This window comes from Sunxiuqinia elliptica, assembly GCF_900113005.1.
Lineage (GTDB): Bacteria > Bacteroidota > Bacteroidia > Bacteroidales > Prolixibacteraceae > Sunxiuqinia > Sunxiuqinia elliptica.
Genome location: NZ_FONW01000002.1, coordinates 701209 through 725241, shown reverse-complemented (window position 1 = coordinate 725241; position 24033 = coordinate 701209). Strand labels below are relative to the sequence as shown.

The 24033-nt window shown below is 43.1% G+C and carries 26 protein-coding genes and 1 pseudogene; 14 read left to right on the top strand and 13 right to left on the bottom strand.

Annotated features, from left to right (window positions below; all coding sequences use genetic code 11):
- Window positions 1-44: 44 nt before the first annotated feature.
- The 3 genes from yihA to BM156_RS07835 form a co-directional block, all read right to left on the bottom strand.
- Window positions 45-632: a ribosome biogenesis GTP-binding protein YihA/YsxC gene (yihA, locus tag BM156_RS07845; RefSeq protein WP_093919275.1), complete on the bottom strand. Its 588-nt coding sequence runs from the start codon at window positions 630-632 to the stop codon at window positions 45-47.
- 106 nt (window positions 633-738) lie between these two features.
- Complete coding sequence (locus tag BM156_RS07840; RefSeq protein ID WP_093919274.1) at window positions 739-1719, bottom strand: type I phosphomannose isomerase catalytic subunit; 981 nt, start codon at window positions 1717-1719, stop codon at window positions 739-741.
- Window positions 1720-1740: 21 nt separating this feature from the next.
- On the bottom strand, window positions 1741-2040 hold the full coding sequence (locus BM156_RS07835; RefSeq protein ID WP_093919273.1) for a Dabb family protein: 300 nt from the start codon (window positions 2038-2040) through the stop codon (window positions 1741-1743).
- 122 nt (window positions 2041-2162) lie between these two features.
- On the opposite strand from BM156_RS07835, the gene udk reads away from it, so the two are divergent.
- Both udk and BM156_RS07825 read left to right on the top strand, forming a co-directional pair.
- The gene (gene udk, locus BM156_RS07830; protein WP_093919272.1) at window positions 2163-2768 is read left to right on the top strand and encodes a uridine kinase; all 606 of its coding nucleotides are present in this window, start codon (window positions 2163-2165) and stop codon (window positions 2766-2768) included.
- Between the two features lie 2 nt (window positions 2769-2770).
- On the top strand, window positions 2771-3493 hold the full coding sequence (locus BM156_RS07825) for a ribonuclease H-like domain-containing protein (protein ID WP_093919271.1): 723 nt from the start codon (window positions 2771-2773) through the stop codon (window positions 3491-3493).
- Between the two features lie 50 nt (window positions 3494-3543).
- Here BM156_RS07825 and BM156_RS07820 read toward each other — a convergent pair whose 3' ends face one another.
- From BM156_RS07820 to BM156_RS07810, 3 genes are all read right to left on the bottom strand, one after another.
- A complete protein-coding gene (locus BM156_RS07820) occupies window positions 3544-4521 on the bottom strand; it encodes a DUF4412 domain-containing protein (RefSeq protein ID WP_093919270.1) in 978 nt (325 codons plus the stop codon).
- A 102-nt stretch (window positions 4522-4623) separates the two neighbouring features.
- On the bottom strand, window positions 4624-5082 hold the full coding sequence (gene smpB / locus BM156_RS07815; RefSeq protein ID WP_093919269.1) for an SsrA-binding protein SmpB: 459 nt from the start codon (window positions 5080-5082) through the stop codon (window positions 4624-4626).
- Window positions 5072-5656 carry a Yip1 family protein gene (locus tag BM156_RS07810; protein ID WP_093919268.1) on the bottom strand — a complete coding sequence of 195 codons (585 nt, stop codon included), beginning with the start codon at window positions 5654-5656 and terminating at the stop codon, window positions 5072-5074. The genes smpB and BM156_RS07810 overlap by 11 nt, the downstream gene beginning before the upstream one ends.
- A 59-nt stretch (window positions 5657-5715) precedes the next feature.
- Here BM156_RS07810 and miaA point away from each other — a divergent pair, with 59 nt between their 5' ends.
- Window positions 5716-6642, top strand: coding sequence for a tRNA (adenosine(37)-N6)-dimethylallyltransferase MiaA (gene miaA, locus BM156_RS07805; protein WP_244525720.1), 927 nt, complete (start codon window positions 5716-5718; stop codon window positions 6640-6642).
- 152 nt (window positions 6643-6794) lie between these two features.
- Here miaA and BM156_RS07800 read toward each other — a convergent pair whose 3' ends face one another.
- Window positions 6795-7535 carry an acyl-[acyl-carrier-protein] thioesterase gene (locus BM156_RS07800; RefSeq protein WP_093919266.1) on the bottom strand — a complete coding sequence of 247 codons (741 nt, stop codon included), beginning with the start codon at window positions 7533-7535 and terminating at the stop codon, window positions 6795-6797.
- A 92-nt stretch (window positions 7536-7627) separates the two neighbouring features.
- Here BM156_RS07800 and map point away from each other — a divergent pair.
- The 4 genes and pseudogenes from map to BM156_RS07780 form a co-directional block, all read left to right on the top strand.
- A pseudogene (gene map / locus BM156_RS07795) lies at window positions 7628-8404 on the top strand (type I methionyl aminopeptidase); the annotation flags it as partial.
- A gap of 278 nt (window positions 8405-8682) precedes the next feature.
- Window positions 8683-9990: a sensor histidine kinase gene (locus BM156_RS07790; protein ID WP_093919264.1), complete on the top strand. Its 1308-nt coding sequence runs from the start codon at window positions 8683-8685 to the stop codon at window positions 9988-9990.
- A 126-nt stretch (window positions 9991-10116) separates the two neighbouring features.
- Window positions 10117-10500: a co-chaperone GroES gene (locus tag BM156_RS07785; protein WP_093919263.1), complete on the top strand. Its 384-nt coding sequence runs from the start codon at window positions 10117-10119 to the stop codon at window positions 10498-10500.
- Window positions 10501-10683: 183 nt separating this feature from the next.
- Window positions 10684-11976 (top strand): aminotransferase class I/II-fold pyridoxal phosphate-dependent enzyme, encoded by a 1293-nt coding sequence (locus BM156_RS07780; RefSeq protein ID WP_093919262.1) that lies wholly within the window; start codon window positions 10684-10686, stop codon window positions 11974-11976.
- 68 nt (window positions 11977-12044) lie between these two features.
- Here BM156_RS07780 and BM156_RS07775 read toward each other — a convergent pair whose 3' ends face one another.
- The 3 genes from BM156_RS07775 to BM156_RS07765 form a co-directional block, all read right to left on the bottom strand.
- On the bottom strand, window positions 12045-12341 hold the full coding sequence (locus BM156_RS07775; protein WP_093919261.1) for a hypothetical protein: 297 nt from the start codon (window positions 12339-12341) through the stop codon (window positions 12045-12047).
- 189 nt (window positions 12342-12530) lie between these two features.
- Entirely contained in the window at window positions 12531-12917 is a 387-nt protein-coding gene (locus BM156_RS07770; protein ID WP_139218231.1) for a hypothetical protein, read from the bottom strand.
- A gap of 174 nt (window positions 12918-13091) precedes the next feature.
- Window positions 13092-13406 carry a DUF3303 domain-containing protein gene (locus tag BM156_RS07765; protein WP_093919259.1) on the bottom strand — a complete coding sequence of 105 codons (315 nt, stop codon included), beginning with the start codon at window positions 13404-13406 and terminating at the stop codon, window positions 13092-13094.
- 255 nt (window positions 13407-13661) lie between these two features.
- Between BM156_RS07765 and BM156_RS07760 the strand changes: the two genes are divergently transcribed.
- The 7 genes from BM156_RS07760 to uvrB all read left to right on the top strand — a co-directional run bounded on the left by BM156_RS07760 (window position 13662) and on the right by uvrB (window position 21548).
- Window positions 13662-14144 carry an RNA polymerase sigma factor gene (locus tag BM156_RS07760; RefSeq protein ID WP_093919258.1) on the top strand — a complete coding sequence of 161 codons (483 nt, stop codon included), beginning with the start codon at window positions 13662-13664 and terminating at the stop codon, window positions 14142-14144.
- A gap of 18 nt (window positions 14145-14162) precedes the next feature.
- The gene (locus BM156_RS07755) at window positions 14163-14759 is read left to right on the top strand and encodes a hypothetical protein (protein ID WP_093919257.1); all 597 of its coding nucleotides are present in this window, start codon (window positions 14163-14165) and stop codon (window positions 14757-14759) included.
- 488 nt (window positions 14760-15247) lie between these two features.
- Window positions 15248-17101: a hypothetical protein gene (locus BM156_RS07745; RefSeq protein WP_093919255.1), complete on the top strand. Its 1854-nt coding sequence runs from the start codon at window positions 15248-15250 to the stop codon at window positions 17099-17101.
- Between the two features lie 90 nt (window positions 17102-17191).
- On the top strand, window positions 17192-17338 hold the full coding sequence (locus BM156_RS20680) for a hypothetical protein (RefSeq protein ID WP_170846889.1): 147 nt from the start codon (window positions 17192-17194) through the stop codon (window positions 17336-17338).
- A 155-nt stretch (window positions 17339-17493) separates the two neighbouring features.
- Window positions 17494-18102 (top strand): HAD family hydrolase, encoded by a 609-nt coding sequence (locus BM156_RS07740; protein ID WP_093919254.1) that lies wholly within the window; start codon window positions 17494-17496, stop codon window positions 18100-18102.
- 331 nt (window positions 18103-18433) lie between these two features.
- Window positions 18434-19432 carry an endonuclease/exonuclease/phosphatase family protein gene (locus tag BM156_RS07735; protein ID WP_093919253.1) on the top strand — a complete coding sequence of 333 codons (999 nt, stop codon included), beginning with the start codon at window positions 18434-18436 and terminating at the stop codon, window positions 19430-19432.
- 97 nt (window positions 19433-19529) lie between these two features.
- Window positions 19530-21548, top strand: a complete 2019-nt coding sequence (uvrB, locus tag BM156_RS07730; RefSeq protein ID WP_093919252.1) for an excinuclease ABC subunit UvrB — start codon at window positions 19530-19532, stop codon at window positions 21546-21548.
- Window positions 21549-21698: 150 nt separating this feature from the next.
- Here the strand turns inward: uvrB and BM156_RS07725 are convergent, their stop codons facing one another.
- From BM156_RS07725 to BM156_RS07715, 3 genes are all read right to left on the bottom strand, one after another.
- Window positions 21699-22142, bottom strand: a complete 444-nt coding sequence (locus BM156_RS07725; RefSeq protein WP_093919251.1) for a GNAT family N-acetyltransferase — start codon at window positions 22140-22142, stop codon at window positions 21699-21701.
- Between the two features lie 220 nt (window positions 22143-22362).
- A complete protein-coding gene (locus tag BM156_RS07720) occupies window positions 22363-23580 on the bottom strand; it encodes an ammonium transporter (RefSeq protein WP_093919250.1) in 1218 nt (405 codons plus the stop codon).
- A 27-nt stretch (window positions 23581-23607) separates the two neighbouring features.
- On the bottom strand, window positions 23608-23964 hold the full coding sequence (locus BM156_RS07715) for a P-II family nitrogen regulator (RefSeq protein ID WP_093919249.1): 357 nt from the start codon (window positions 23962-23964) through the stop codon (window positions 23608-23610).
- Between the last annotated feature and the right edge of the window lie 69 nt (window positions 23965-24033).

The following is a 24033-nucleotide window of genomic DNA, read 5'->3' as shown; positions in this document are numbered from 1 at the left end:
TAAAATGTTAGCTACCTGAATAACAGAACAAAACTCTTACTTCATTAAACGTTCTGTTCAATAAATGACAAGATATCTTCTTTCCCCACTCCCGCCTCAGCCGAGCTAACCAATAGGGGGGGCAACTCTGCCCAATCCTTTAAAAGCTCTGCTTTATAAGCGGCTAGGTTTTTATCCAATTTCGTACGTCCCAGCTTATCAGCTTTCGTAAAAACAAGCGCAAATGGCACCTCTTTTTCTCCCAGCCAATTGATAAACTCCATATCAATTTTCTGGGGTTCATGCCTCGCATCAACCAAAACAAACAAGCAGTATAGGTTTTCACGTTGCAAGATGTAATTCACGATATAGGCCTGAAATTTTTCCTTGCTTTTCTTGGAAACCTTGGCGTAGCCATAGCCTGGCAGGTCAACCAAAAACCAATCTTCATTTATCAGAAAATGATTGATCAACTGTGTTTTTCCTGGTCGTGACGAGGTTTTTGCCAACTTCTTCTGCCCTGTTAGCATATTTATCAATGAAGATTTACCCACATTGGAACGACCAATAAATGCAAACTCAGGTTTATTGGGGTCAGGACATTTTTTCACATCCGAGTTACTCATTACAAAGCGGGCTGTTTTTATCTCCATCAATTTTTGTTTTAATTCTTATTAAAAAACTTCGGAGGTTCACACCATTTCGACGACGAAAACCTCCAGCAGTTGCAGACAATTATTGCCTACCTCTTGGTTTATATTATAAGTGTACTTCCAGCAATTTTACATCCGAATTCTGAGGGCTTAAAAAGAATTGCTCCAAAGCAGCAGGTACCAATACGGTATCGCCTTTCTTTACGGATTCACTTCCTTCCTCAAAATCAATGGTCAATTCCCCTTCCAGGCAGATATAAATCACAAACGAATCCTCTTGGTGGAAATCGCGCTCCAATTTTTGGTTCAGCTCCAACACATTGGTTGTAAAATAGTCGCACTTAACAACCTCTACGGAGTCATTTTGTTTTGCCTCGTATTCGGTCTTATATGATTCTGGAACAGTAAAATCAATAGCATCCAATGCCAATTCTGTATGCAATTCACGCTCATTACCTTCGGCGTCTTTCCGTTCATAGTCGTAAATTCGGTAAGTTACATCAGAAGTCTGTTGAATTTCAGCAACCAACACACCACGACCAATGGCGTGTACTCTTCCTGCTGGCATAAACAACACATCTCCTTCTTTTACTTCTTCAAAGTTCAGGATGTCCATCAATTGTCCAGCTTCAAACTTTTCCAGGTATTGCTCTTTGGTCAATTCCTCTTTGAACCCCAAGTTCAGCTTTGCTCCCTGATCAGCCTGCATAACGTACCACATCTCTGTTTTACCAAAGGCCTGGTGACGCTTTTTCGACAATTCATCATCAGGATGCACCTGGATGGACAAATCATCATTGGCATCGATAAATTTGATCAGCAAAGGAAATTCTACGCCAAATCGTTCATACACCTTATCACCAACCAAATCGCCCATGTAAACTTCAATCAGTTCTTCCAACGAATTACCGGCAAGGAAGCCGTTACTAACAACCGATACGTGGTCCTGAACCCCCGAAATTTCCCAGGTTTCACCACAATTAGGCAGTTTACCGAAATCTTTTCCCAAGTGAGTTCTGACTTTTTGTCCACCCCAGATTTTATCCATGTACTGGGTCTTAAATTTCAACGGATATAATTTTTCCATTTCTTTCTCTTGATAAGTAATTTAAAATTCAAAATCTACAGCAGCACGCTCCACTGTTGCTTCAGTAATTAAATCAACGACTTTCAAATGCTCAGGATGAACCCGGTAAATATCCAGGTCGGCAACTGTTTCAAAGTGCGAGATCAGGCAAACATCATAAGACTTTGCATTCAACTCATAATTCAATCCCACTTCCAAGTGCTTCAGTTGTTCTATCTTGCCATTCAAACCTTCAAGTGCTGACTTAATTTTGTGTAAAACAACTTCTTTTTCAGCCTCAGGATAGTCTTTTAACTTAAAAAGAACCACGTGGTTAATCATAGGTAATGTGTTTTTAAAAAGGGTTTATCTTTCGTCTGCGAAGTTAACATTTTCCTTTCGTGGAACCATAAAATGCCAATTTTAAGCCAAGCTTGTTTATCTTTACTTAAAATTCAACTTGTATGATCATCATTGGTATTGCCGGAGGAACCGGTTCTGGGAAAACAACGGTTGTCAGAAAAATCATTGAGCAACTCCCTCAAAACGAGGTTGCCGTTATTTCGCAAGATTCTTACTACCGCGACAATAGCCACCTTCCAATGGAAGAGCGCAAAGAAATTAACTTTGACCATCCAGACTCCATCGAGTTCAGCTTGCTCACCAAACACTTAGCCGAACTAAAAACCGGCCAAAGCATTGAAGAGCCAACCTACTCTTACCTGACTTGTACCCGGCAGAAAACAACTAGAACCATTAGTCCCAAATCCGTATTGATTGTGGAAGGGATCCTGGTTTTATCCAATGCTTCGTTACGAAAGATGCTGGATATCAAAGCTTACGTCGACTGTGATTCCGATGTCCGTTTGTCCCGGGTTATTCAGCGTGATATTATTGAACGTGGCAGAAATGTCCAAGAGGTTTTAACGCGCTACGAAGAAACCGTTCGCCCTAGTCACCTTCAATTTATCGAGCCGACCAAACGCTTTGCCGACATCATTATTCCTCAGGGAGGCAACAATACGGTAGCCATCAATATTTTCACCAATTTCATCAAACAAAACCTGTAGTCATGCTCAGTCAAGTAAATGTAGAAGACATTCTTTTTATCGACATTGAAACCGTTCCTCAACATCCAAATTTCGATGAACTGGATGAAGTATTCCAGGGACTTTGGGAAAAGAAATCGACCTTTTTCAGAAATGAAGAGCAAACACCTGCTGATGTTTATGAGCGTGCAGGTATTTATGCTGAGTTTGGAAAAATCATCTGCATTTCGGCGGGCGTAGTTACCCAGCGACTTGGCGAACGGGTTTATCGCGTAAAATCATTTTACGATGACAATGAGAAGAAGCTACTCGCCCAGTTCAACGACATGCTCAACAAGTTTATGTCGCATTCCGGAAAACGGGTTTGTGCACATAACGGGCAGGAATTTGACTATCCTTACATTGCCCGCCGCACCCTGATTAATGGACTTCCGCTCCCCAAAGCACTCGACATTGCCGGCATGAAACCCTGGGAAGTAAAAGACAAACTCATGGATACCCTCCAGCTCTGGAAATTTGGCGATTACAAAAACTACACCTCCTTAAACTTGCTTTGTGCCGTTTTTAACATCCCCACTCCTAAAGATGACATTGATGGTAGCCAGGTTGCTCAGGTGTATTATGAAGATGGTGAGATTGATCGAGTCATCAGGTATTGTGAGAAAGATACGCTGGCGGTAGCAAACCTGCTACTTCGCTATAAAGGCGAACCAATTATTCCCATGGAAAATATTCAAGTGGTATAAAAAAGGCTCTTCCGGTAACCGAAAGAGCCCATGTTAAAAGCATAAACAGTTTATTCTTCCCCGTCCACATTGGGTATTTGCATTGACCCAATATTGGTAATTTTATAGCCACTCAGACTAAATTTTTTATTTGCATTCGTATCCAAATCGGTCACGCGCATAATCGAACGCTCACCGGTTTCGGTATCCGTCGATTCCGACTCCATAACAAAGCCCCATGGCATTCCATGAGAATAGCTTGCCGACTTCATTAATGTTCCCATAAAATCGCGCGTCGCAATCTTCACATCTTTACTAATCCAAAAACTGGCTTCAACTTCATCTTCCGGATCATTGTACAAATACTCTTCACACTTGTATCCCTCAATTGATTTTGTCCGGCCAGTCTTCTTCACATAAGGACTCATGGCTATATCAGGAACCTCATCTTCTTTCAAATCGTCGTATACCTCCTCATCCCAATCATCCATTTCTGACATATCCAAGCCATAAACAACACCCAGTCGTTCTCCTCTTTGCTCATCTTCGGAGAGAATAATCATGGCTTTGTTTTTCAGGTCCATGATAAACATACCTTTACCTTTATCCTGCATATCGCCGCCGATAAACTGATAGGCAAAGTTCTTTCCTTTTGAATCTAAATAGGTGATAAAGTCACCGTCACTTTCTTGCTTTCCATCTTTGTTGTAGGTTTCAATATGCATTTGCAACTTCGAGTCAAAAGTGTAATCATCCTCCACCGGAACGGGTTCTCCGGACATGCCAAAACCCTTCATCATTTTCTGAAGGCGAGCAGCATCGCGGTCTGCATCATCAACAGCATCATCCTCTTCCTGTTCTTCAAAGACTTTATCCAACTCTTCGTCTACCTTTTCATCTATCTTATCATCAACCTTCTTCTCGACTTTCTGTTCGATTTTATCCTGAACCTTCTTGCTCAGTTTATTCAAAAAACCCTGGGCAGATGCTGGTTCAGCAAAAGCAATTAAAACAACTAAGATCAAGCTTAGGGGTAAAAACTTACTCATAGCATTAACTTATTTTATATTTAAAATTACAAGCTACAAGTTACGACAATCGCCCCATCCGAAGCAAGAGTCAAATTAAAAAATAAAGGAATTTTCGGCTATTTAGAATTTCATGGCCCGGTCCATATCGCGCTTAGCATCTTTTGCTTTCAAGGTCTCGCGCTTATCGTGGGTTCTTTTCCCCTTGGCCAAACCGATTTCCAGCTTGGCTAAACCACGATCGTTTAAAAATAAGCGTAGCGGAATAATGGTCAATCCACTCTCTTTAATCTTCTTTTGCAGTTTCTCAAGTTCCTTTTTATTCAGCAAGAGTTTGCGGTCCCGGCGTGCTTCATGGTTATTGATGTTTCCGAAGTCATACTCCGAAATATTCATATTCACCACGTACAATTCATTTCGAGAAAAACGACAATAGGCTTCTCCGATCGATGCTTTACTAGCCCGGATCGATTTTATTTCGGTACCCACCAATTGGATCCCGGCAACAAATTTCTCCAGAATTTCATAATCGAAATACGCACGCTTATTTTTTATATTGATGTTTTGTTTTTTATGCACCATAACCGTAGAATGCTTGTAATAATTTCCAGCTAAATACATTTAGCAGAAGGAAGATAAGAAAAATCAGCAGTAAGCCAACCATGGTATAGCGATTTTGATTCTCCAAAGGTAGCACCAAACTCTCTTTCACTCCCTGTACAAATAAATAAATCCCATAAAGACCTAAAACGCCAAGTGCATATAAGCCCGGGAAAAGGCCAACCACAAATGACATTAAAAGGAAAGGCAAAAATGAATAGGCGACTAATCGACTCACAGCCTCTTTGTTTTTTTCGCCACCAAAACCTGTCAGCAACTCATTCAGCAAATAAACGGCCATGAAGTATTGCAACAGGTAGCTGACCACCTCGCGCAACGACTTCGCCAAGGCATAGCTTAGTAAAAACTGGCTACTAAAAATCAGCTGTCCCAAAAAAACGCCAAGGCCAACCAATACAACCAAAGGCAGATAAAAGTTTTTCAACAAAGCCTGAGGGCTTAAGCCGGCAGCTTCATCTTTCCAAACTTTTTTGGGTTCTGTTAAAACATGACGACAAGTATAAAAAAGCTGACGATATCTCTCTTTAAAATCCATATTCTCTGGTTTTGCGTTACAAAAATACATTATTTTGTAAACCCTAATCACAAATGGAGATGAAACAAACAAAATATCAGATGCTAACCATTCTGGGCCCAACCGCTTCAGGAAAAACAACGGTTGCTGCCCACGCTGCCAAACTACTTGACGGAGAAATCATTTCGGCAGATTCAAGGCAGATTTATCGCGGAATGGATTTGGGAACCGGCAAAGATTATGAAGATTACGAAATTGACGGCCAACAGATCCCCTATCACCTGATTGACATTGTTGATGCGGGCTTTGAGTACAATGTCTATTTGTTTCACAATGCCTTTCTGGAAGCATACTCCGATATTACCAGCCGCCAGAAGTTTCCGGTACTGTGCGGAGGCAGTGGTCTTTACCTCGAAGCAGTTTTAAATAATTATCAATTAATCCAGGTTCCCAAGAACCATGAGCTCCGAGCTGAATTAGAGCCTAAAAGCCTGAATGAATTGAGTGAACTGCTGAAAGCAATCAAACCGGAGCTCCACAATACCACCGATATTGAAAACCGTCGCCGGGTTTTACGCGCCATCGAAATTGAAATCTACATGAAAGACAATCCGGAACTAAATAATGAGATGCCGGAAATTAACAGCTTGATTGTTGGTGTTAAGTTTGATCGTGAAAACCGTCGCAAACGAATTACCGAACGACTCAAGCAGCGCCTGGAAGATGGCATGCTTGACGAAGTGCAACGCCTACTTGACAAAGGCTTAACGCCAGAGCAGCTCACCTATTATGGACTGGAATACAAGTACCTGACCCTTCACCTGATTGGAGAACTTAGCTACGACGAAATGTTTACCAAGCTGGAAATTGCCATTCACCAGTTTGCCAAGCGACAGATGACCTGGTTCCGACGTATGGAAAAGCATGGAACGCCAATTCACTGGCTCGATGGTTTTATGCCTTTGGAAGAAAAAATGGAACGTATTCAACAACTTTTAAACAGCTAATTGGTGATCGGGGAATAGTGGTCGGTGCCCAGTGAACGGTGATCAGAAAGTTTGTTAGCAATCATTACGCTTTGCTCTTTGCCCCATGCTCTCTGCTCTCTGCAATTTTTAATTGGTGGTCAGATGATCCGGTTTCCAGTCTCCTTCTTCTCCTACCTTTTTCGAGCACGCCACTTGGTTTTTACGCAGCATAAGTCTACATCATCCGACTCCCGCACGATGGTTGATAAGAATGCCTGCTCGTTCAACAATTTGGTATTGACAGCCAAGCAATCTCCCGCCAAACCTTCTTTCAGGTAGTTTACCTCCAGGCTCTCCAGCTCATGCTCATTCAAATAGTCAATTCCAAAGTGATCCAGCACCCGCTCAATGTACTTGACACTATTGAAGTGGCGGTTGATGTCCAGCTCACTAAATCGGACCGGCTGAAAAAACAGTTCTTCGGCTCTCCCCTCAGGTTTGATACGCTTCGGCTGGCGGCAAACCTGCACGCCTTCCAAACGCGGGAACGTATCTTTCAGCTCCCGAAGCCGGAAAATTCGTTTCGATTCCACATCCAGAATCAGCCAAGCTGTATTGGCTCTTAAAATCACCTCACCAGCCTGATCCTTCAAAATAAATTCACGGTAAGCATACATGCCATCAGTTCCTGCCGACCAGGTTTCTAACTCAATTTCATCTTGCCACTTCGGATAGTTCTCAAATTCAATATACACCCGCGACAAAACCCAAAACATGTTGTTGGTCTTCAAATCTTCGTAGCCCCACTCCATGACCTGCGCATGCAGCCAAGCTGCTTCAATCATAAAATTAAATAAAGAGCTTACTGAAACTTGCGTGTATTGGTTGGTGTGATAAGCACCTATGCTTAAATGCTGTGTGAATTTCTTCATGACATCTGGTTTTTTTTAAACCTTTCGACAAAAGTATTGTTCAGCTTTGAAAATAAAGAAGCTTTTACGACTTTTGCGAAAATTTTTTCTACAGAATGAGTGATATTATAATTAAAACACCAGAACAAATTGAGGGAATCAGGAAGAGTAGCCAGTTGGCCGGACAATCATTAATTATGATTGAAGACTACATAAAACCGGGTGTCAGCACCGAATTCCTGAACAACAAAATTGAAGAATTTGTACGTGACCATGGTGCAATTCCTGCCACCATTGGGTACAACGGTTATCCAAAAGCCACATGCATATCACTCAACGAAGTCGTTTGCCACGGAATTCCAAGTGAAAAACAAATCCTGCAAGAAGGAGACATTCTAAACATTGATGTAACCACCATTTTGAATGGTTACTTTGGCGACACCAGTAAAATGTACACCGCCGGAGAAGCTTCAGATAAAGCCAAACGGCTGATTGAAGCAACCAAGCACTGTCTGGATTTGGGAATCCAACAAGTTCGTCCGGGGAATTTCGTCGGTAACATCGGTTTTGTTATCGCCCGATATGCCAAAGCACAACGCTACAGTGTTGTTTACGAATTTTGTGGACATGGTGTCGGAATTGAATTCCACGAAGCACCACAGGTTGATCACATTGCGCGTAAGAACACCGGCGACCTGATGCGCCCGGGAATGACCTTCACCATTGAGCCAATGATTAACGAAGGCCGTCCAACAACTCGTGTAGACAAACACGATGGCTGGACTGCCCGTACAAGCGACGGTAAACTTTCAGCTCAATTTGAACACACCGTACTGGTTACCGAGACAGGCTACGAAGTTCTTTCGGATGTAACCGGAGAGTACAAGTAAGCCCAGGAATAAAAAGATTACAAGCCAGCCATTGGACAATGAGTTCCGTTGGCTGGCTTTTGCTTATTGGTAGCTCGGGCATTAATGCAGCTTGTTGCTTTCAGCTTAATCTTGACAGAACCAGTTCACTTCTTCGCTAGTTCATCCTCAAAAACACCAATTGAACTACTCGAAACCATATTTTACCGACTCAATTTACAGGAACAAGCAACTTCTGCACAACAGGTAGTGCATTAGTTCTTTGAATTGGCTATTTTAGTACGAAATAATAATTGGTCGTGAGCGAACTGATAAACTATTATTTAAAACGATTTCTTTTCAATGCGGATAATACCTCATTCGAGCGCTTGGAAGAAAAAAAGAAAAGCATTCTCCTGAATCTTTTCTTTTTCCTTTTTTTTGCCGCTATCGGAGTATTCATCGGAATGAATATCTATAAAAATGACTTTGGCACAGCCCTTTTTAACACAGCATGCCTGGTGGTGGCTGCGTTTACCTTTTGGCTGTTGCGGAAGAAAAAAAAGCTGCTGACGGCCTCCATTCTTTTTGTTGGCATCATTTTCATCATCAGCTCGTTCTTTTTCCTGACTGGCGGAAGTAACCGATCCGGGATTGCTTTTGCCCTCATGCTGCCTCTGCCTGTTATTCTGATTCTGGGAAAAGAACGTGGATTTATGGCCTTGCTAGCCTTCTTCATCATCAACACGGTGATTTACGCGACCTTCAACGAGGCTAGCTGGTGCCCCAATTACAGCGAGTCCATGCTTTTCAGGCTTTCCATTGTATTTCTATTTATTGCCACCATTGCCTTTGCCAACGAGTTTATTTTTGAATTGCTCTACGGCCGGCTCGAAAAAATGTCGATCTCGCTACGTACCAGCCAGGAGCGCTATAAAAATCTGGCAGTCAACCGCGAGAAATTTCTGTCTATTATTTCGCATGACTTGAGCGACCACATTGGCAGCTTCATGGCAATTTCGTCTTTGCTGAATGATCAATACGACGAACTCTCCAACGCAGACAAGCAAAAGCTGATTAAGCACATGGCCGGTGTTTCCAAAAACAACTACAAACTTCTGCACGACTTGCTCAAGTGGTCAACAGTACAGATGGACCATATTCCATATGCACCGGTTGCCTTCAAGCTTGAAAAGATTTACCGCGAAGTTATTGAACTCTTCAACCCATTGATTGAAGAAAAGAAACTCTCGGTTTTTCTGAAGATGAGAAGCAATTCTGAAATTTATGCCGACTACCACATGGCCAGTGCCATTTTAAGAAACCTGGTTTCCAATGCCATCAAGTTCTCTCATTCTGGCGGTGAAATCCGGATCTCGGCCAAAGAGAAAGACGACAAAATGCAAATCAGCGTTAGCGATAAAGGCGTGGGAATGAATGATGCCTCACTGCTTCGCTTTAACTCATCGCTATCTTTTTCAAACCCCGGAACCATGCAAGAACCCGGGTCTGGGATTGGCCTGATTCTGACCAAAGAGTTTGTCCACAAAAACGAGGGAGAAATTGTTATTGAAAGCGCCCCTGACAAAGGCACCAAAGTCAGGTTCACCCTGCCGCTGGTTGACTAAACAAAGTGCTTACCCCACAGTCAATCATTCGATTCTGCTTAGCCTTCAAAGATCCAACATCTACTTCCGATTTCCATTCCACACTACAGGGATAAGTTTTATCTTTGCAGCAAAAAATATTCAGTCATGTCACTCATAATCGAAGAAAAGGATCTCGCAAAATTTATCATGGTTGGAGACCGGGTATTGGTCAAGCCAAAAAGCCCACAAACCAAAACGAAATCGGGGCTTTACCTGCCTCCAACCGTTCAGGAAAATGAAAAAACACAAAGTGGGTATATTGTTAAGGTTGGACCGGGCTATCCCATTCCTGCAATGACCGATGATAACGAACCTTGGAAAGAACAAAAAGATGAAGTGAAATATGTTCCACTACAGGCCAATGTTGGGGACCTGGCCATTTACCTGGCCAAAAGTGGTTTTGAAATCGAATTCAACAAAGAAAAATACATTATTCTGCCCCATTCGTCCATTCTCATGATCATTCGTGACGAAGATTTGTTAAAGTAGTTTCAAATCGAAAGCTGATTCTACAAAAAACGGGTCATTTTTTTACAATTTGTGAAAAAATTGTGTTTTTCAATTTCAATATGAAAGAAAAAAGCCATTCGATAAAGTTTTTTAATTAAATTGCAGGCGTTTTATCCGGACTTAGATCAGGGGAAACTCTAAACAACAGTAAAATACTTAAATATGAATCCACAAGCCGAGGAATTAAACAAGATTATTCAAGCTAAAAACCCAGTCATTTACGACCTTTTATCAGCTAAAGGGAAAAACATTTTCTTCCCTAAAAAGGGAATCCTGGGACAGACAGCCGATGCAAAAGGCACCCGGATTAATGCGACCATTGGAGCCGCGGTCGAAGACAATGGCAGCCCCATGCGTTTGGAAAGCATTGAATCTAATATCAAACTCGATCCATCGTTGGTATTCCCATATGCACCCAGCTTTGGCCGTCCCGACATCCGGGCGAAGTGGCAAAGCATGATTTTTGAAAAAAACCCTTCATTGCAAGGAAAAACATTAAGCCTTCCGGTAGTGACCAATGCGCTAACCCACGGGGTGAGCATGGCTGGCTACCTGTTTGTTGATGAAGGCGACCAAGTCATTGTTCCCGACCTGTTCTGGGGCAACTACAACCTGATTCTGACGCATGCTTATGGAGCTCAGCTAAGCAAGTTTAACCTGTTTAAAGATGGTGGCTTTGACTTGGAAGCTTTCCGTGCAAAATTGGCTGAAGGCGGCATTGGCAAGAAGATTTTAATTCTGAACTTCCCAAACAACCCAACAGGATACACCCCAACTCAAGCAGAAATTAAAGCCATTGTTGGCATTATTAAAGAATCGGCAGAAGCTGGCAATAAAATCGTGGTTTTCTCCGACGATGCCTATTTCGGTCTGGTTTACGAAGAAGGGATTGAACCGGAAAGTATTTTTGCCCCATTGAGCGACCTGCACGAAAACGTATTGGCCCTGAAAATTGACGGACCAACCAAAGAAGATTATGTGTGGGGATTCCGTGTTGGTTTTATGACTTACGGAGTGAAAGGTGGCGATGCTGAATTGTACGGAGCCCTGGAAGCCAAAACCGGTGGAGCCGTTCGTGGAAACATTTCCAACGCAGCCAACGTTTCGCAGTCACTGCTTTTGAGTGCCTTCGAAAACGAAGCTTACCACGCACAAAAGGAGGCCAAGTTCGAGATTATGAATACCCGCTACCAAGCGGTAAAAGAAGTTTTGAAAGACGACAAGTACCAACAATACTTCACGGCCCTGCCCTACAACTCGGGCTACTTCATGTGTGTACAGTTGGCTGAAGGCCTGGATGGCGAACAGGTTCGTCAAATCCTGATTGAAAAGTACAGCATTGGACTGATTAACCTGAACAATGTGCTTCGGGTAGCCTTCTCGGCCGTAGCCGCTTCCGATGTAAAAGAATTGTTTGAAGGTATTTACAATGCCTGTAAAGATGCAGCACAATAGCTAAAAAGCTACGCAATAACGAAAGGCCGTTCCGAGTTGGAATGGCCTTTTTTCATCCCCAAAACTGATCACCGTCCACCTACCACTGACCACAGAACACCGACCACTTCTTCACGCCCCAACGGGGCAAAAGCATCAGCTCGAGGCAACGCATTGAGGATATTAAGGTAAAAATGATTACTGGTGTAACTGTGAAGTTGTAGAATAGCGCTTAGGCAAGCATGCGCCAAGTTTTTTAATGACAATTCCTTTTCTCCTTGGATGAGAAAAGGAACCAAAAGAATCAAGGCTGACCAGCCTTTTAATAGAAAACTACGGGTCAGCCATGCCGAGAAACTCAACTCCTCTCCCGATCCTCCGATCACAATCGGATAACCGGGATTGTCAAACAGAGTTTCTTACCCAGATCCCTCACCATGTCTCCCCTTGTTTTCTGAATCAAAACCCTTGTAGGCCAATCCTTTCTCCTATCGGAGAAGTTGGGGACTTGATATCTCACCACCGTCCACTGATCACACACCACTGATCACCGTCCACTCTCCGTTCTCCCTCCTTTACATTTGCTGAATCGTATACACCATAAAGAACAAGGCGATTGCCACAGCAAGCAGAATCATATTGGAAACTTTGGCCCAGCTCGATTCCAATTTCCCGAGGATAAAGGCCACAACAGCGATTGCTCCGGCAGCCACCACTCCCGTAAAATAGGTGAGCGCCTTAGCCTCCACCGGCACCGTCTTTACTGAAATATTTTCCGGCACCACAATTTGATCCGACAAAATTACCCACAGCGCAAACAGCCCCAAAGCAACAAAAGTTCCTTGTCCAAACTGCTGGATCAGCCGTTTCTTCTCAACCCACGAAAAAATGATTAAACCAATTCCCAGAAACAACACCCATTGCGAACTGGTGGTCAACGTTAAAAATGCTTGTCGGTCCATATTTCCCAAAATTTGGTCAAAAGTGTTTATTTTTTTCGGTAATGGAAAAAGCATCGAAAAAAAATCCGTTTTCACACAAACAAAAAGGGCAACTTTAAAACCAGTTGTCCTTTTTCACCATGGGGAACCGCAGCGACTATCCAAAGTCAAAAACCAGCTAAACAGCCTGCATCATCATCCCCACTTTTTAATCGCATTTTCAATCGACGACCCCGCCTTTCCGAGATCTTCCGGAGTCATTACCGGGTAGAAATCAATCTCAGCCTTCAGCCACATAAAAAATGGCTCAGCTATAGCTGGCATTTGCGACGCGTCGTCCATATTCACGACGATAAAACACCCCCTGTTTCCACAGAGTGTCGTAAAATAAGCCGCTTCAGCCTTCACATCTGCAAGCGCTTCTTGCATCTTTTCACCAAACTTTGGGTCTTTCAAAAAATCGTTACTACTTGCAGCCGTGGGCCACTTCACTCGCATGAGGTACTTCATAAATTACTCCTTTCTTTTTTTGATATATTGGAAACTGGTTGTTTTAACAGCCCTTGCAGCCAATCAAAAGCCATCTCTAACCAGTTTGCTTTGCATCGTTGAAAAAGTGGAGAATACCCACCTGTTTTTAGATTACCCCATCCCTCTCAAAAAAGTTACATGCTTCCATCCTCTGGAGTAAGTCCTTCAACTTTTTTCTTCTATTTTGTAATAAATGCCGCCCAGCTCCGACTATGTTGAAAAACAAAACAACTTATGAACCCTGTACACGATGAATTTTTGAAAGTACTAACGGATTATCAAGGCATCATCCATAAGGTGAACTTAATCTATTTCAAAACCGACATGGACAAGCAAGATAATTTTCAGGAAGTGGTCTTTCAATTATGGCGATCCTTTCCATCGCTAAAAAACAAAAACAAGCCCGCCTCGTGGATTTACTCGGTGGCCATCAACACCTCAATCTCTAAAATAAGGAAAGATTGCAACCTGACCTTTCAGGAGTCACTTCCCGATTTTTCCATGGTTGAACAACCGGAGTTCAACGAAGATGCCAACTACCAGCAATTGCTCGCGGCCTTGTCCCGGTTAAATGAAATCGACAAATCAATTATGCTTCTGTACCTCGAAGAATTTAGCTACGAACAGATTGCCGACATTGTTGGCATTAGCCCATCGCATGTAGGCGTGAAAATACACCGCTTAAAAACCCAACTACAAAAACAATTCAACCGTTAATCCTCAAATCCCAAACACATGAAAACCACTGATATAAAAGACATCTGGCAATCGAAAGTCGACACCAAGATCAAACCTTATTCTGATGCTGAGCTGAATGAGCTCGTTGTTAAATCTGCACGAAAGGCGATGAAAACCATCCAGCCCGGTTGGATTCTTCGGCTCATTATTTATGCTGTCAGCCTTTACCTGATCATCAACCTGGCCGTTGGCAACGATAGCCTGGGCTTAAAACTAATTGACCTCGGGGCACTTCTGATTTTAAGCGTATCGTACCTGATTTGGGAGCGCTCAGCCCGAACGATGAATAAATTCGCACGCAACAGCCCGGTGAAAGAATGGCTGGAATACCGCATCCGGGAAGTTGAAAAGGACATCCGCATCAAAAGCCGATACGGAATTCTCATCTATGCCAGCGCCATCATTTTAGGGTTTAGCATTCCTTTTACCTCCTGGCTATTAACCAACTCTTTTCATGCTATTACAGCCCTGATCACGTTCTCCATTATCCTGGCGTTTGTGCTGACGATACGCTTCCGCTTTAATAAAAACTACACCCAAACGCTGAAGGAGTTGAAAGAACTCCACAACCAACTGGAAATCACACCCGAATAGCGCCAAACGCCCACCACGAAACAAGTAAACATCAAGTCCCTGCACCCTTCAGAGGCGTCCTGCAAGTATGCAGGGGCGCCCTGTTGTTCTTTTAGCCTCCCTGCGGCCTTGTCCCCTTCCCTGCTACGCAGGATTACAAAATCTGACTGCAGGGCCCGAAAAAACCCTGCAGGATTACAAAAAAAGCTTGCAGGACGACAAAAAAGGGCACAGGATCAGAAAAAAACCTACAGGACAATCAAAAAGGGTTACAGGACAGCTAAACCTTCCGCAGGAAGGACCCAAAGCCAACACGCTCTATAGCATAAAAAACATAATCCAATTTATCATTTTGTTTTGGTAAATTGCTGTTTGTTTAGGAAAATAAAGAGGAGACGAGGTGATGGGAGCAAAAACATCTCTTAGGTTATTACCAGAAATTGCAAATCTGAAAACGACAAAAGCTCTTCATCATTGAAGAGTAAAATACTAACAAAAAACCTGCAACTATGAAACTTGAAAAAGTCCTTGACAATGTTAATTCTCTTGAAAAAAATTCTTTTTTAAAAATTATTGACAACATCAAATCCTCCAATCCCAAAAACAGTAAAGAAATCGATAAGATTCTTTCTGAAAGCAGTAATAATCTAAAAAGCGTTGACAGTATTAACATCGCCAAGGTTTTCGACCTAATAAAAGATGAATTTGCAGAAACCATTAAAGCGGAGTTTGTAAATACAACCTCGCAACTAGACATTTTAATTGATATAATTATAAAGGACGGAAACAACATCTTAAAACAAGATTGGTTCGCTAGGCTCTACGAAAGAGAATTGGTAAAAATAAGAAGGAAAACAAAAGAACTAAAAGCACAACTTGAATCTGACAAATCTGAAATTAGCGAATTGAGGAAACGTGACTATCTCATCTATAAAGCATGTGTAGAAACGGCCTATAACAATGATTCTGAAAACAACCGGGATTCAAAAATCACGGATGATGAATTATCAATTTTGCTCACACTAACAAATCAACTAGAACTATCACAAGAAGAAGTAAAACTAATCAACTACCTAATCATTCCACCTGAAAAATCAGATATTGACACTGTAACAACATTCCTTAAAAATATTGGAGTAATATTTTTCTCGAAAAAGAACAATCTGATTTATGTAGCAGATGAAGTTGTTCGTGTTTTGCGAAAAGTCAGAAAAAAACAAATTGCAGACAAATACTTCCGACGAGTGCTTAAGACCTTAAAAGAATCACAAATAAATCTCATCTGTCGCAAACATAACATTGATGTTAAAGAACTTGATTATGAATCAAAAATCAAACAAATTATAAAAGAGGGTATTTCATTTTCAAATCTGCTTAAAAGCAGTATGCACAAAGATGGAACGAACTTAACCGATAGAAAAAAAGCGGTTACTGATATTTGGTGTAAAAGGTTGAAAATTGCAAACACTTTAAAAGGAGGTACACTCGAAGAAAAGATTGATAACATTGTTGCCCATTTCAATGAAATTGAACTTGATGAAAAAGTCGGCATTTCAGTTGAAGGTTACGAAAAACTACTTATTGAGATAAATGATGAATTAAAGTCTTTTAGAAATTTAGTGCTAAATGAATTTGAGATGCCTGACGAGACAGTTTTGAATAGCAGTACTCTTTTAGATTTTAACATTAAACCGCGTGACATTCTCGACATTCTACCGACTGAAGACCTTAAAACCTTCATTACGGCTAAAGAATTGAAATCTAGAGGTGATTTAGTTCTTAACATCTTAGATGCCTACAAAGATTCAGAAAACCTACTAATTGAAAACTATGTCGCAATTGGTTTTCGAAACTTGAATCTATTAAAAGAAAATGGCATTGTTATTAAAGAAAGTGAGCTAGGATTAAAGTTTGAGTGCCTCACTCAGAAGATCTTTGAACAGCTAGGGTTTAATGTTGATGAATCTTTAAAGAAAAAACTAAACACTGCAAAGAACAAAATCGATCTTGTACTAAACCTAGGCAATAACAACATAATAATAATCGAATGTAAAACAGTAAAAGAAAGTGGATATAATAAATTCAGTTCCGTTTCCAGACAGATAAAGTCATACGTTGATTTAGCAAAAAAAGAAGGTTTAAATGTTGTAAAATCACTTCTTGTTGCTCCTGACTTTAGCGATGATTTTGTAAATGACTGTGACTTAGAATTTGAAATAAACCTTTCATTAATAACAGCTGCTTCTCTCGTAAACATTCTTGATGGATTTCGAGAATCAAAACACAAGCAGTTTCCTTATCAATTACTCATGAAAGATGTTTTAATTAAAGAAGAAAGAATTTTAAAGGCAATAAAAAAATAAGCCTTGAGAACAACCAATATCCGATATTTATAACCACGAGCAAAAGCAGATATTTATAAAAAACTTGATTAAAAACTAAACACCTCAACCATGGAATTTATCATTCTCATCGCCATCCTAATTTTTGTAGGAGGCATCACTTATATATTAAAAAATGGATTTAACGAATTACTCAAAGGGCTGGAGTCACTTGATGAGCGACTCAAAAGGATTGAAGAAAATAGAGATTCGAAATAAGCTAAAAAAGAATAAGCCCTCGCCTGCTTTTTCAACAGGACTTCGGGCCGCCTATTTTCACCGGCTTAAAGTCTTAATTTTTTGGTAATGCTGAACTTAGGCGTGTTCGGTAGAATTTGGCTATTTTTGCTGCTCATTTTGGAAAACACAGAAACATGACAGCAAAAATAGAAGTAAGCCCGGAGATTAAAGGATTGATTTTTGATCTGGATGGAACGATCTCCGACACCATGCCGATTCATTATATTGCCTGGAAAAATGCGGCAGCTCGCTACGGAATTGAGTTCACCACCGAGCTGTTTGAGCAGTTAGCCGGCATTCCGCTTTACCCAACGGTTGAAAAGCTGAACAAACTTTTCAATAAAAATATTGATCCGCAGGAAATGGGCGACTCCAAAGAACAGGAATACGAAAACAACATGCACAAAGCGCGCCCGGTAGAGCCAGTGATGGAGGTTATCCATCGCTATCATGGTCAGCTACCAATGGCTGTTGGAACCGGTGGTGGCCGCCAAATCTCGCAAAAATCCATGCACCTGATTGGAGTGGACCAATACATCGACAAGCTGGTTTCAGCCGACGATGTCACCCATCACAAGCCCCATCCTGAAACCTTCTTGAAGTGTGCCGAGTTGATTGGTGTTGCTCCCAAAGACTGCCTTGTTTTTGAAGATGGCATCCTGGGAATTCAAGCCGCCCAGACAGCAGGCATGCAAGTGGTGGATGTCACCAAACACTACGAGGTAACCATCGGGCAAGAGTAGCAACCCGGTAGAACGGAAAACGGAGACAGGAAACCGGATTTTTTGATCACTGGGCACAGATCAAGAATGCAGAGGGTAGAGAGCAGAGGGCAGAGTACATGGAGCAGAGGGCAAAGTGCATGGAGCAAAGCGTTAAGATTGAAGACGAACGTTCCGACCACCGTTCACTGATCACCGACCACAGTTCACAGATCACCGTTCACCAGTAAAAAACGCAGGGAGTGATACCAACTCAGGAACTTTTAAACACAGCAACTCAACTCCAAGCAGATTGATTAACTTTAGGGGCAAATCCGTTTATCAATAATCAGACATTCAAAGAAGCTCAAAAATGAAATCAAAACTTATTCTACTTGCGCTGCTCGTTCTTATTCTTGGCGCCTGTAAGCAAGACCCGCTCAAAAAGCAGGCAACCGTTGTTTTCTACAATGTTGAAAACTTGTTTGACACCATCAACGATCCGGCCATCAACGACGAAGAATTTTTGCCGGAAGCAGAAAAAAAGTGGAATAGTGAACGATACGCCAAGAAACTGGCAGATTTAAGCCGGGTGCTGGGAGCCGTTAGTCTGGAAGAGCTACCTGAGATTATTGGTTTGTGTGAAGTTGAAAACCGCCAGGTTGTTGAAGATTTGGCAGCAACAGCTCCGCTGGCTCAGGGTAACTATCAAACGGTCCATATCGACAGCCCCGACAAGCGCGGCATTGATGTGGCCTTGCTGTTCAGAAAAGGAGAATTCAAATTGATTCACCACGAAGCCCTGCTGGTTGATCCTGGGTTTGAAACCCGAGACATCCTGCACGTTTATGGCAAGTTGGGAAAAGATAAAATACACCTGTTTGTCAATCACTGGCCTTCGCGCTGGGGCGGACTGGCAAAATCGCAGCCCAACCGGCTGGTCGCTGCTGAAACGCTCAAAACCAAAGTAGATGAGCTATTGGCTGACGACCCCAAAGCCAAGATCATCATTATGGGTGATATGAACGACGAACCGGACAACAAAAGCCTGGCTGAAGCGCTCAACGCCCAAGCCCCCAACAGCAAAGCGGAACTCTACAACCTGATGATTCCGCTGGATGAACAGCACAAGGGAAGCTACAACTACCGCGGCAACTGGAACATGTTGGACAACTTGGTTGTTTCAGCTTCGGTGCTTCGTGGAAAGGGATTTGTTGTTACTGACCAACTGGGGCAAGTTTTTCAGCAAGAATGGATGGAGTACCGGAATAAAAAAGGACAAGTATCGCCAAACCGAACCTACGGTGGCCCCAACTATTACGGAGGCATTTCCGACCACTTTCCGGTTTACCTTCAGCTGAACTGGCAGTAAGCAAGACGGAGACGGGAAAGCGGAGAACGGACACAGGCTAACAGGAATTGATAAATGATCAGCAATTCGGGAACATTGAAATTAGGACGAAAAGAACATGGATTTAAAAGTAGTTTCACCATATCAACCAACGGGGGATCAGCCCGGGGCAATTAAGCAACTGGCAGCTGGCATTCGCGAAGGCGAGCGCCACCAGACCCTACTCGGGGTAACCGGATCGGGAAAAACATTCACCATGGCCAAAGTGATTGAGGAAGTGCAACGCCCAACCCTCATTCTGAGCCACAACAAAACACTGGCAGCCCAGCTGTACAGCGAAATGAAGCAGTTTTTCCCGGAGAATGCGGTGGAATACTTTGTTTCTTATTACGACTATTACCAACCCGAAGCTTACCTGCCCACCACCGATACCTACATCGAGAAAGACCTTTCCATTAATGAGGATATTGAGAAGTTGCGGCTCAGCACCACCTCGTCCCTCTTATCCGGAAGGCGTGATGTGGTGGTTGTTTCGTCGGTCTCCTGCCTCTACGGTATTGGAAACCCCGAAGATTTTCATGCCAACGTAACCAGCGTTAGCGTTGGACAAACACTCAATCGCAACCAGTTTCTACATAAGCTGGTCGATGCACTTTACTCCCGCAACGAAGTCGACTTTCAGCGGGGGAACTTCCGCGTAAAAGGCGACACCATTGATATTTTCCTAGCTTACGACGACAAGGCCATTCGGGTGGTTTTTTGGGGAGATGAGATCGAAGAAATTTACAGTTTTGATCCGGCCAATGGAGCCACCATCGATGAGATGGAAACAGCCATCATCTATCCGGCCAACATTTTTGTAACAACCAAAGAACGGATGAAGCTGGCCATTCACCAAATTCAGGATGACTTGCTAAATCAAGTGGAGTTTTTCAAGGAAATTGGAAAGCCCCTGGAAGCCAAGCGCATTTTGGAACGGGTGGAATACGACATGGAAATGATGCGTGAGCTGGGATATTGCCCCGGTGTTGAGAACTACTCGCGCTATTTTGATGGCCGGGCAGCAGGCACGCGCCCATTCTGCCTGCTCGACTATTTTCCTGACGACTTCCTGACCATTCTGGATGAGAGCCATGTGACCATCCCCCAAATCCGGGCGATGTACGGCGGCGACCACTCCCGAAAAATCAACTTGGTGGAATACGGCTTCCGCCTGCCGGCAGCCATCGATAACCGTCCGCTAAAGTTTGAAGAGTTTGAAGACCTGGTTAATCAAACGCTCTACGTCAGTGCCACCCCAGCCAACTACGAACTGGAAAAATCAGAAGGCGTGGTTGTTGAACAGATCATTCGCCCAACAGGACTGCTTGACCCAATCATTGATGTACGTCCTTCCGCCAACCAGATTGATGACCTCATCCATGAAATCAACCTGCGCATTGAGAAGAACGAGCGCACGCTGGTGACCACACTTACCAAGCGCATGGCCGAAGAACTAAGCAAATACCTGGTTAATATGGGCATTAAAACACGCTACATTCACTCGGATGTAGACACCATTGAGCGTATCGAAATCATGGAGGAATTGCGCAAAGGAGGCTTTGACGTATTGGTGGGAATCAACCTGCTACGGGAAGGGCTCGACCTTCCGGAGGTGTCGCTGGTCGCTATCATTGATGCGGACAAGGAAGGCTTTCTGCGCTCGGAGCGCTCACTCACCCAAACTGCAGGGCGCGCAGCACGTAACCTCAACGGCATGGTGATTATGTACGCCGACAAGGTTACTGACTCGATGCAAAAAACAATCGACTCAACCAACTACCGACGTGCCAAACAGATGCGCTATAACGAGGAAAATGGGATTACCCCCAAAGCCATCATCAAACCGACACGCGAAATCATTGGTTACGAGTACCGCGAAAACAAACAAAAAGAATACGCGGGTGGTGCCGATCATTTGGATGTTGCTGCTGATCCGGTTGTTCAATACATGAATGTCGATGCCCTGGAAAAAACCATCGAGAAAACGAAAAAAGAAATGCAGGCTGCCGCTAAAGAACTTGACTTTATTGAGGCCGCCCGCCTGCGCGATGAAATGTATCGCCTGCAGGAAATTCTAAAAGAAAAGAAGAAATAAGAGCGGAGGACAGAGAGCCAAGAGCTAAGGACATAGAGGTAAAGACGAAAAGCAGGGAGTAATTTTAGATCCACTTTACACCGATCACTCAACACTGATCACCGTCCACAGACCACTCACCACTGTCCACAGACCACCGTTCTCCTAAATCTACTTTTTCTCTAAGCGCATTTCCAGGTATTTGGAGCTGAAGCCCAGCTTTTCATAGAGCAAACGAGCAGGATTATCCGGCTCCACATGCAAAGCAATGTTTCCTTCAGCTTGATTGATCGCTTCCTGCATCACTTTCCGTCCAAGTCCTTGTCCGCGGAACTTAGGGTGCACCGCAATGTATACCAGAATATTCTCCGGAATATAGTCATTCATCCCCGTCCGGTTGATTACAACAACCCCGGCAAGCTCATTATTCCGGGTAGCTGTCAACACAAAGCCACCAAACGAAGTGTAATTTTCCAGCGAATAGTCAATGGCTTTTTCAATTGCCGAACGGGCATCGCCATACTGTTCCAAGTGATGATACAAAAAGTCAATCAGATCCTCTTTTTCCATTGGCGTAGGCTTCTCCTGCGCCGTGTACAATTTAAATTCAAGCATAAAATAGAAATGGGTTTACTAATACGACAATAAGCCAAGCCAATTGTTTGTGCAAAAAAATAAAAAACAAGTTACCCCCGCGTTAATCGATCCTTATTCTTTATCGCTTACCCCCAATCCGAACAGCTGCAATTATCGTCCTTTTCGTTTTCATCACAAAGGAAGGGGCCTGCCCAATTGGACAGACCCCAGGAGAAAAAAATAACATGAAGGCTGATGATTAATTGTAAGCACTTTCCCCATGTTCGTAAACATCGAGGCCTTCTTCCTCAATCCTTCTGGACACACGCAAACCAATGGTTGCTTTCAAGACTCTAAAAAGGATTAGTCCAGTAAGGAAAGCCCAGGCAAACACTGCTGCCACACCAATCAGCTGAGCTAGCAATAAAGAAGTTCCTCCTCCGTAAAACAGGCCGCCATCCGTGGCAAACAATCCAACAGCCAAGGTTCCAAAAGCGCCACAAACACCATGGACTGAGATTGCACCAACCGGATCATCAATTTTCAAGACCTGATCAAAAAACTCGACACTCAAGACCAATAACACACCGGCTATCAGTCCAATCATTACAGCTCCCCCAGGTGATACGATATCACATCCAGCTGTAATCGCGACCAGCCCGGCCAATGCACCGTTTAATGCCAGCGATAAGGTGGGGCGCTTAAATTTGAACCAAGAAAAAAACAAAGCTGCCATTGCCCCAGCTGCGGCAGAGAGGTTGGTGGTTAATGCAATGTGAGAAATTGCCAGTGCATTGTCGTTGCCGGCCGCCCCCAGTTGTGATCCGGGGTTAAATCCAAACCAGCCAAACCAAAGAATAAACACTCCTAAAGCTCCAAAGGTCAGGTTGTGTCCCGGAATGGCTTTGGCTTTTCCATCTTTTCCGTATTTCCCTAAACGGGGTCCCAAGGTTATTGCTCCGGCCAAACCTACCCAAGCTCCAACCGAATGTACAATGGTAGAGCCGGCAAAATCCAGGAATCCCAGTTGATCGAGCCAGCCACCACCCCACTTCCAGTGCCCGGAAATAGGATAGATAAACAGCGTAATAACAACGGTAAAAATGATATAAGCATTAAACTTTGTACGCTCTGCAACAGCTCCGGAAACAATCGTTGCGGCCGTTGCGGCAAACATCGTCTGAAATATCAAATCTGTTTTATTGGTATAATCACCAATGCCATTGTCATTGAAAAAGAATTCAGGCATCCCAATCAATCCACCAATCGACTCGCCATACATGATCGTATAGCCCACCAACCAGAAGATAATCGATCCAACTGAAAAGTCCACCAAGTTCTTCGTTAGAATGTTGGCCGTGTTTTTTGAACGTGTAAAACCAGCTTCCACCATTGCAAATCCAGGCTGCATAAACATAACCAAAAAAGCGGCAACCAAAACCCATATATTGTTTATCGACATTGCGAGTTCTTCCATGATAATTTCATTTTAATTCGTTAACAACTACTCTTCTTTTCCCTTGATGAATAAAGATTCATCACCATACTCTCCCGTCCGAATGCGGTAAGACTCTTCAATTCCCGAGATAAAAACCTTTCCATCACCAATCTCTCCGGTTCGCGCCGCTTTCATAATGGCCAACACCGTTTTCTCCACATTCTTGTCCCGAACGATAATCGACAACATGGTTCGCTCAATGGTGCTGGTATCGTACACCACACCACGGTAAATACGCTCCTGGCGAGTTTGTCCGACTCCCCGAACATCCCAAAAGGAGAAGAACTCAATACCTGCTTCACGAAGTTCATCGGCCACCTCATCAAACTTGGTCTTCCTAATTATTGCTTCAATCTTTTTCATTGGTATAAATTTTAATTTCCTGATAGTTAAAAATTCAAACTTGACAGACGGAACCGCTCCATCCGTCGC

What these genes read in the sequence shown, in the direction of transcription:
- yihA (WP_093919275.1), bottom strand. Translation starts at nt 632, where the DNA reads ATGGAGATAAAAACAGCCCGCTTTGTAATGAGTAACTCGGATGTGAAA.
- BM156_RS07840 (WP_093919274.1), bottom strand. Translation starts at nt 1,719, where the DNA reads ATGGAAAAATTATATCCGTTGAAATTTAAGACCCAGTACATGGATAAA.
- BM156_RS07835 (WP_093919273.1), bottom strand. Translation starts at nt 2,040, where the DNA reads ATGATTAACCACGTGGTTCTTTTTAAGTTAAAAGACTATCCTGAGGCT.
- udk (WP_093919272.1), top strand. Translation starts at nt 2,163, where the DNA reads ATGATCATCATTGGTATTGCCGGAGGAACCGGTTCTGGGAAAACAACG.
- BM156_RS07825 (WP_093919271.1), top strand. Translation starts at nt 2,771, where the DNA reads ATGCTCAGTCAAGTAAATGTAGAAGACATTCTTTTTATCGACATTGAA.
- BM156_RS07820 (WP_093919270.1), bottom strand. Translation starts at nt 4,521, where the DNA reads ATGAGTAAGTTTTTACCCCTAAGCTTGATCTTAGTTGTTTTAATTGCT.
- smpB (WP_093919269.1), bottom strand. Translation starts at nt 5,082, where the DNA reads ATGGTGCATAAAAAACAAAACATCAATATAAAAAATAAGCGTGCGTAT.
- BM156_RS07810 (WP_093919268.1), bottom strand. Translation starts at nt 5,656, where the DNA reads ATGGATTTTAAAGAGAGATATCGTCAGCTTTTTTATACTTGTCGTCAT.
- miaA (WP_244525720.1), top strand. Translation starts at nt 5,716, where the DNA reads ATGAAACAAACAAAATATCAGATGCTAACCATTCTGGGCCCAACCGCT.
- BM156_RS07800 (WP_093919266.1), bottom strand. Translation starts at nt 7,535, where the DNA reads ATGAAGAAATTCACACAGCATTTAAGCATAGGTGCTTATCACACCAAC.
- BM156_RS07785 (WP_093919263.1), top strand. Translation starts at nt 10,117, where the DNA reads ATGTCACTCATAATCGAAGAAAAGGATCTCGCAAAATTTATCATGGTT.
- BM156_RS07780 (WP_093919262.1), top strand. Translation starts at nt 10,684, where the DNA reads ATGAATCCACAAGCCGAGGAATTAAACAAGATTATTCAAGCTAAAAAC.
- BM156_RS07770 (WP_139218231.1), bottom strand. Translation starts at nt 12,917, where the DNA reads ATGGACCGACAAGCATTTTTAACGTTGACCACCAGTTCGCAATGGGTG.
- BM156_RS07765 (WP_093919259.1), bottom strand. Translation starts at nt 13,406, where the DNA reads ATGAAGTACCTCATGCGAGTGAAGTGGCCCACGGCTGCAAGTAGTAAC.
- BM156_RS07760 (WP_093919258.1), top strand. Translation starts at nt 13,662, where the DNA reads ATGAACCCTGTACACGATGAATTTTTGAAAGTACTAACGGATTATCAA.
- BM156_RS07755 (WP_093919257.1), top strand. Translation starts at nt 14,163, where the DNA reads ATGAAAACCACTGATATAAAAGACATCTGGCAATCGAAAGTCGACACC.
- BM156_RS07745 (WP_093919255.1), top strand. Translation starts at nt 15,248, where the DNA reads ATGAAACTTGAAAAAGTCCTTGACAATGTTAATTCTCTTGAAAAAAAT.
- BM156_RS20680 (WP_170846889.1), top strand. Translation starts at nt 17,192, where the DNA reads ATGGAATTTATCATTCTCATCGCCATCCTAATTTTTGTAGGAGGCATC.
- BM156_RS07740 (WP_093919254.1), top strand. Translation starts at nt 17,494, where the DNA reads ATGACAGCAAAAATAGAAGTAAGCCCGGAGATTAAAGGATTGATTTTT.
- BM156_RS07735 (WP_093919253.1), top strand. Translation starts at nt 18,434, where the DNA reads ATGAAATCAAAACTTATTCTACTTGCGCTGCTCGTTCTTATTCTTGGC.
- uvrB (WP_093919252.1), top strand. Translation starts at nt 19,530, where the DNA reads ATGGATTTAAAAGTAGTTTCACCATATCAACCAACGGGGGATCAGCCC.
- BM156_RS07725 (WP_093919251.1), bottom strand. Translation starts at nt 22,142, where the DNA reads ATGCTTGAATTTAAATTGTACACGGCGCAGGAGAAGCCTACGCCAATG.
- BM156_RS07720 (WP_093919250.1), bottom strand. Translation starts at nt 23,580, where the DNA reads ATGGAAGAACTCGCAATGTCGATAAACAATATATGGGTTTTGGTTGCC.
- BM156_RS07715 (WP_093919249.1), bottom strand. Translation starts at nt 23,964, where the DNA reads ATGAAAAAGATTGAAGCAATAATTAGGAAGACCAAGTTTGATGAGGTG.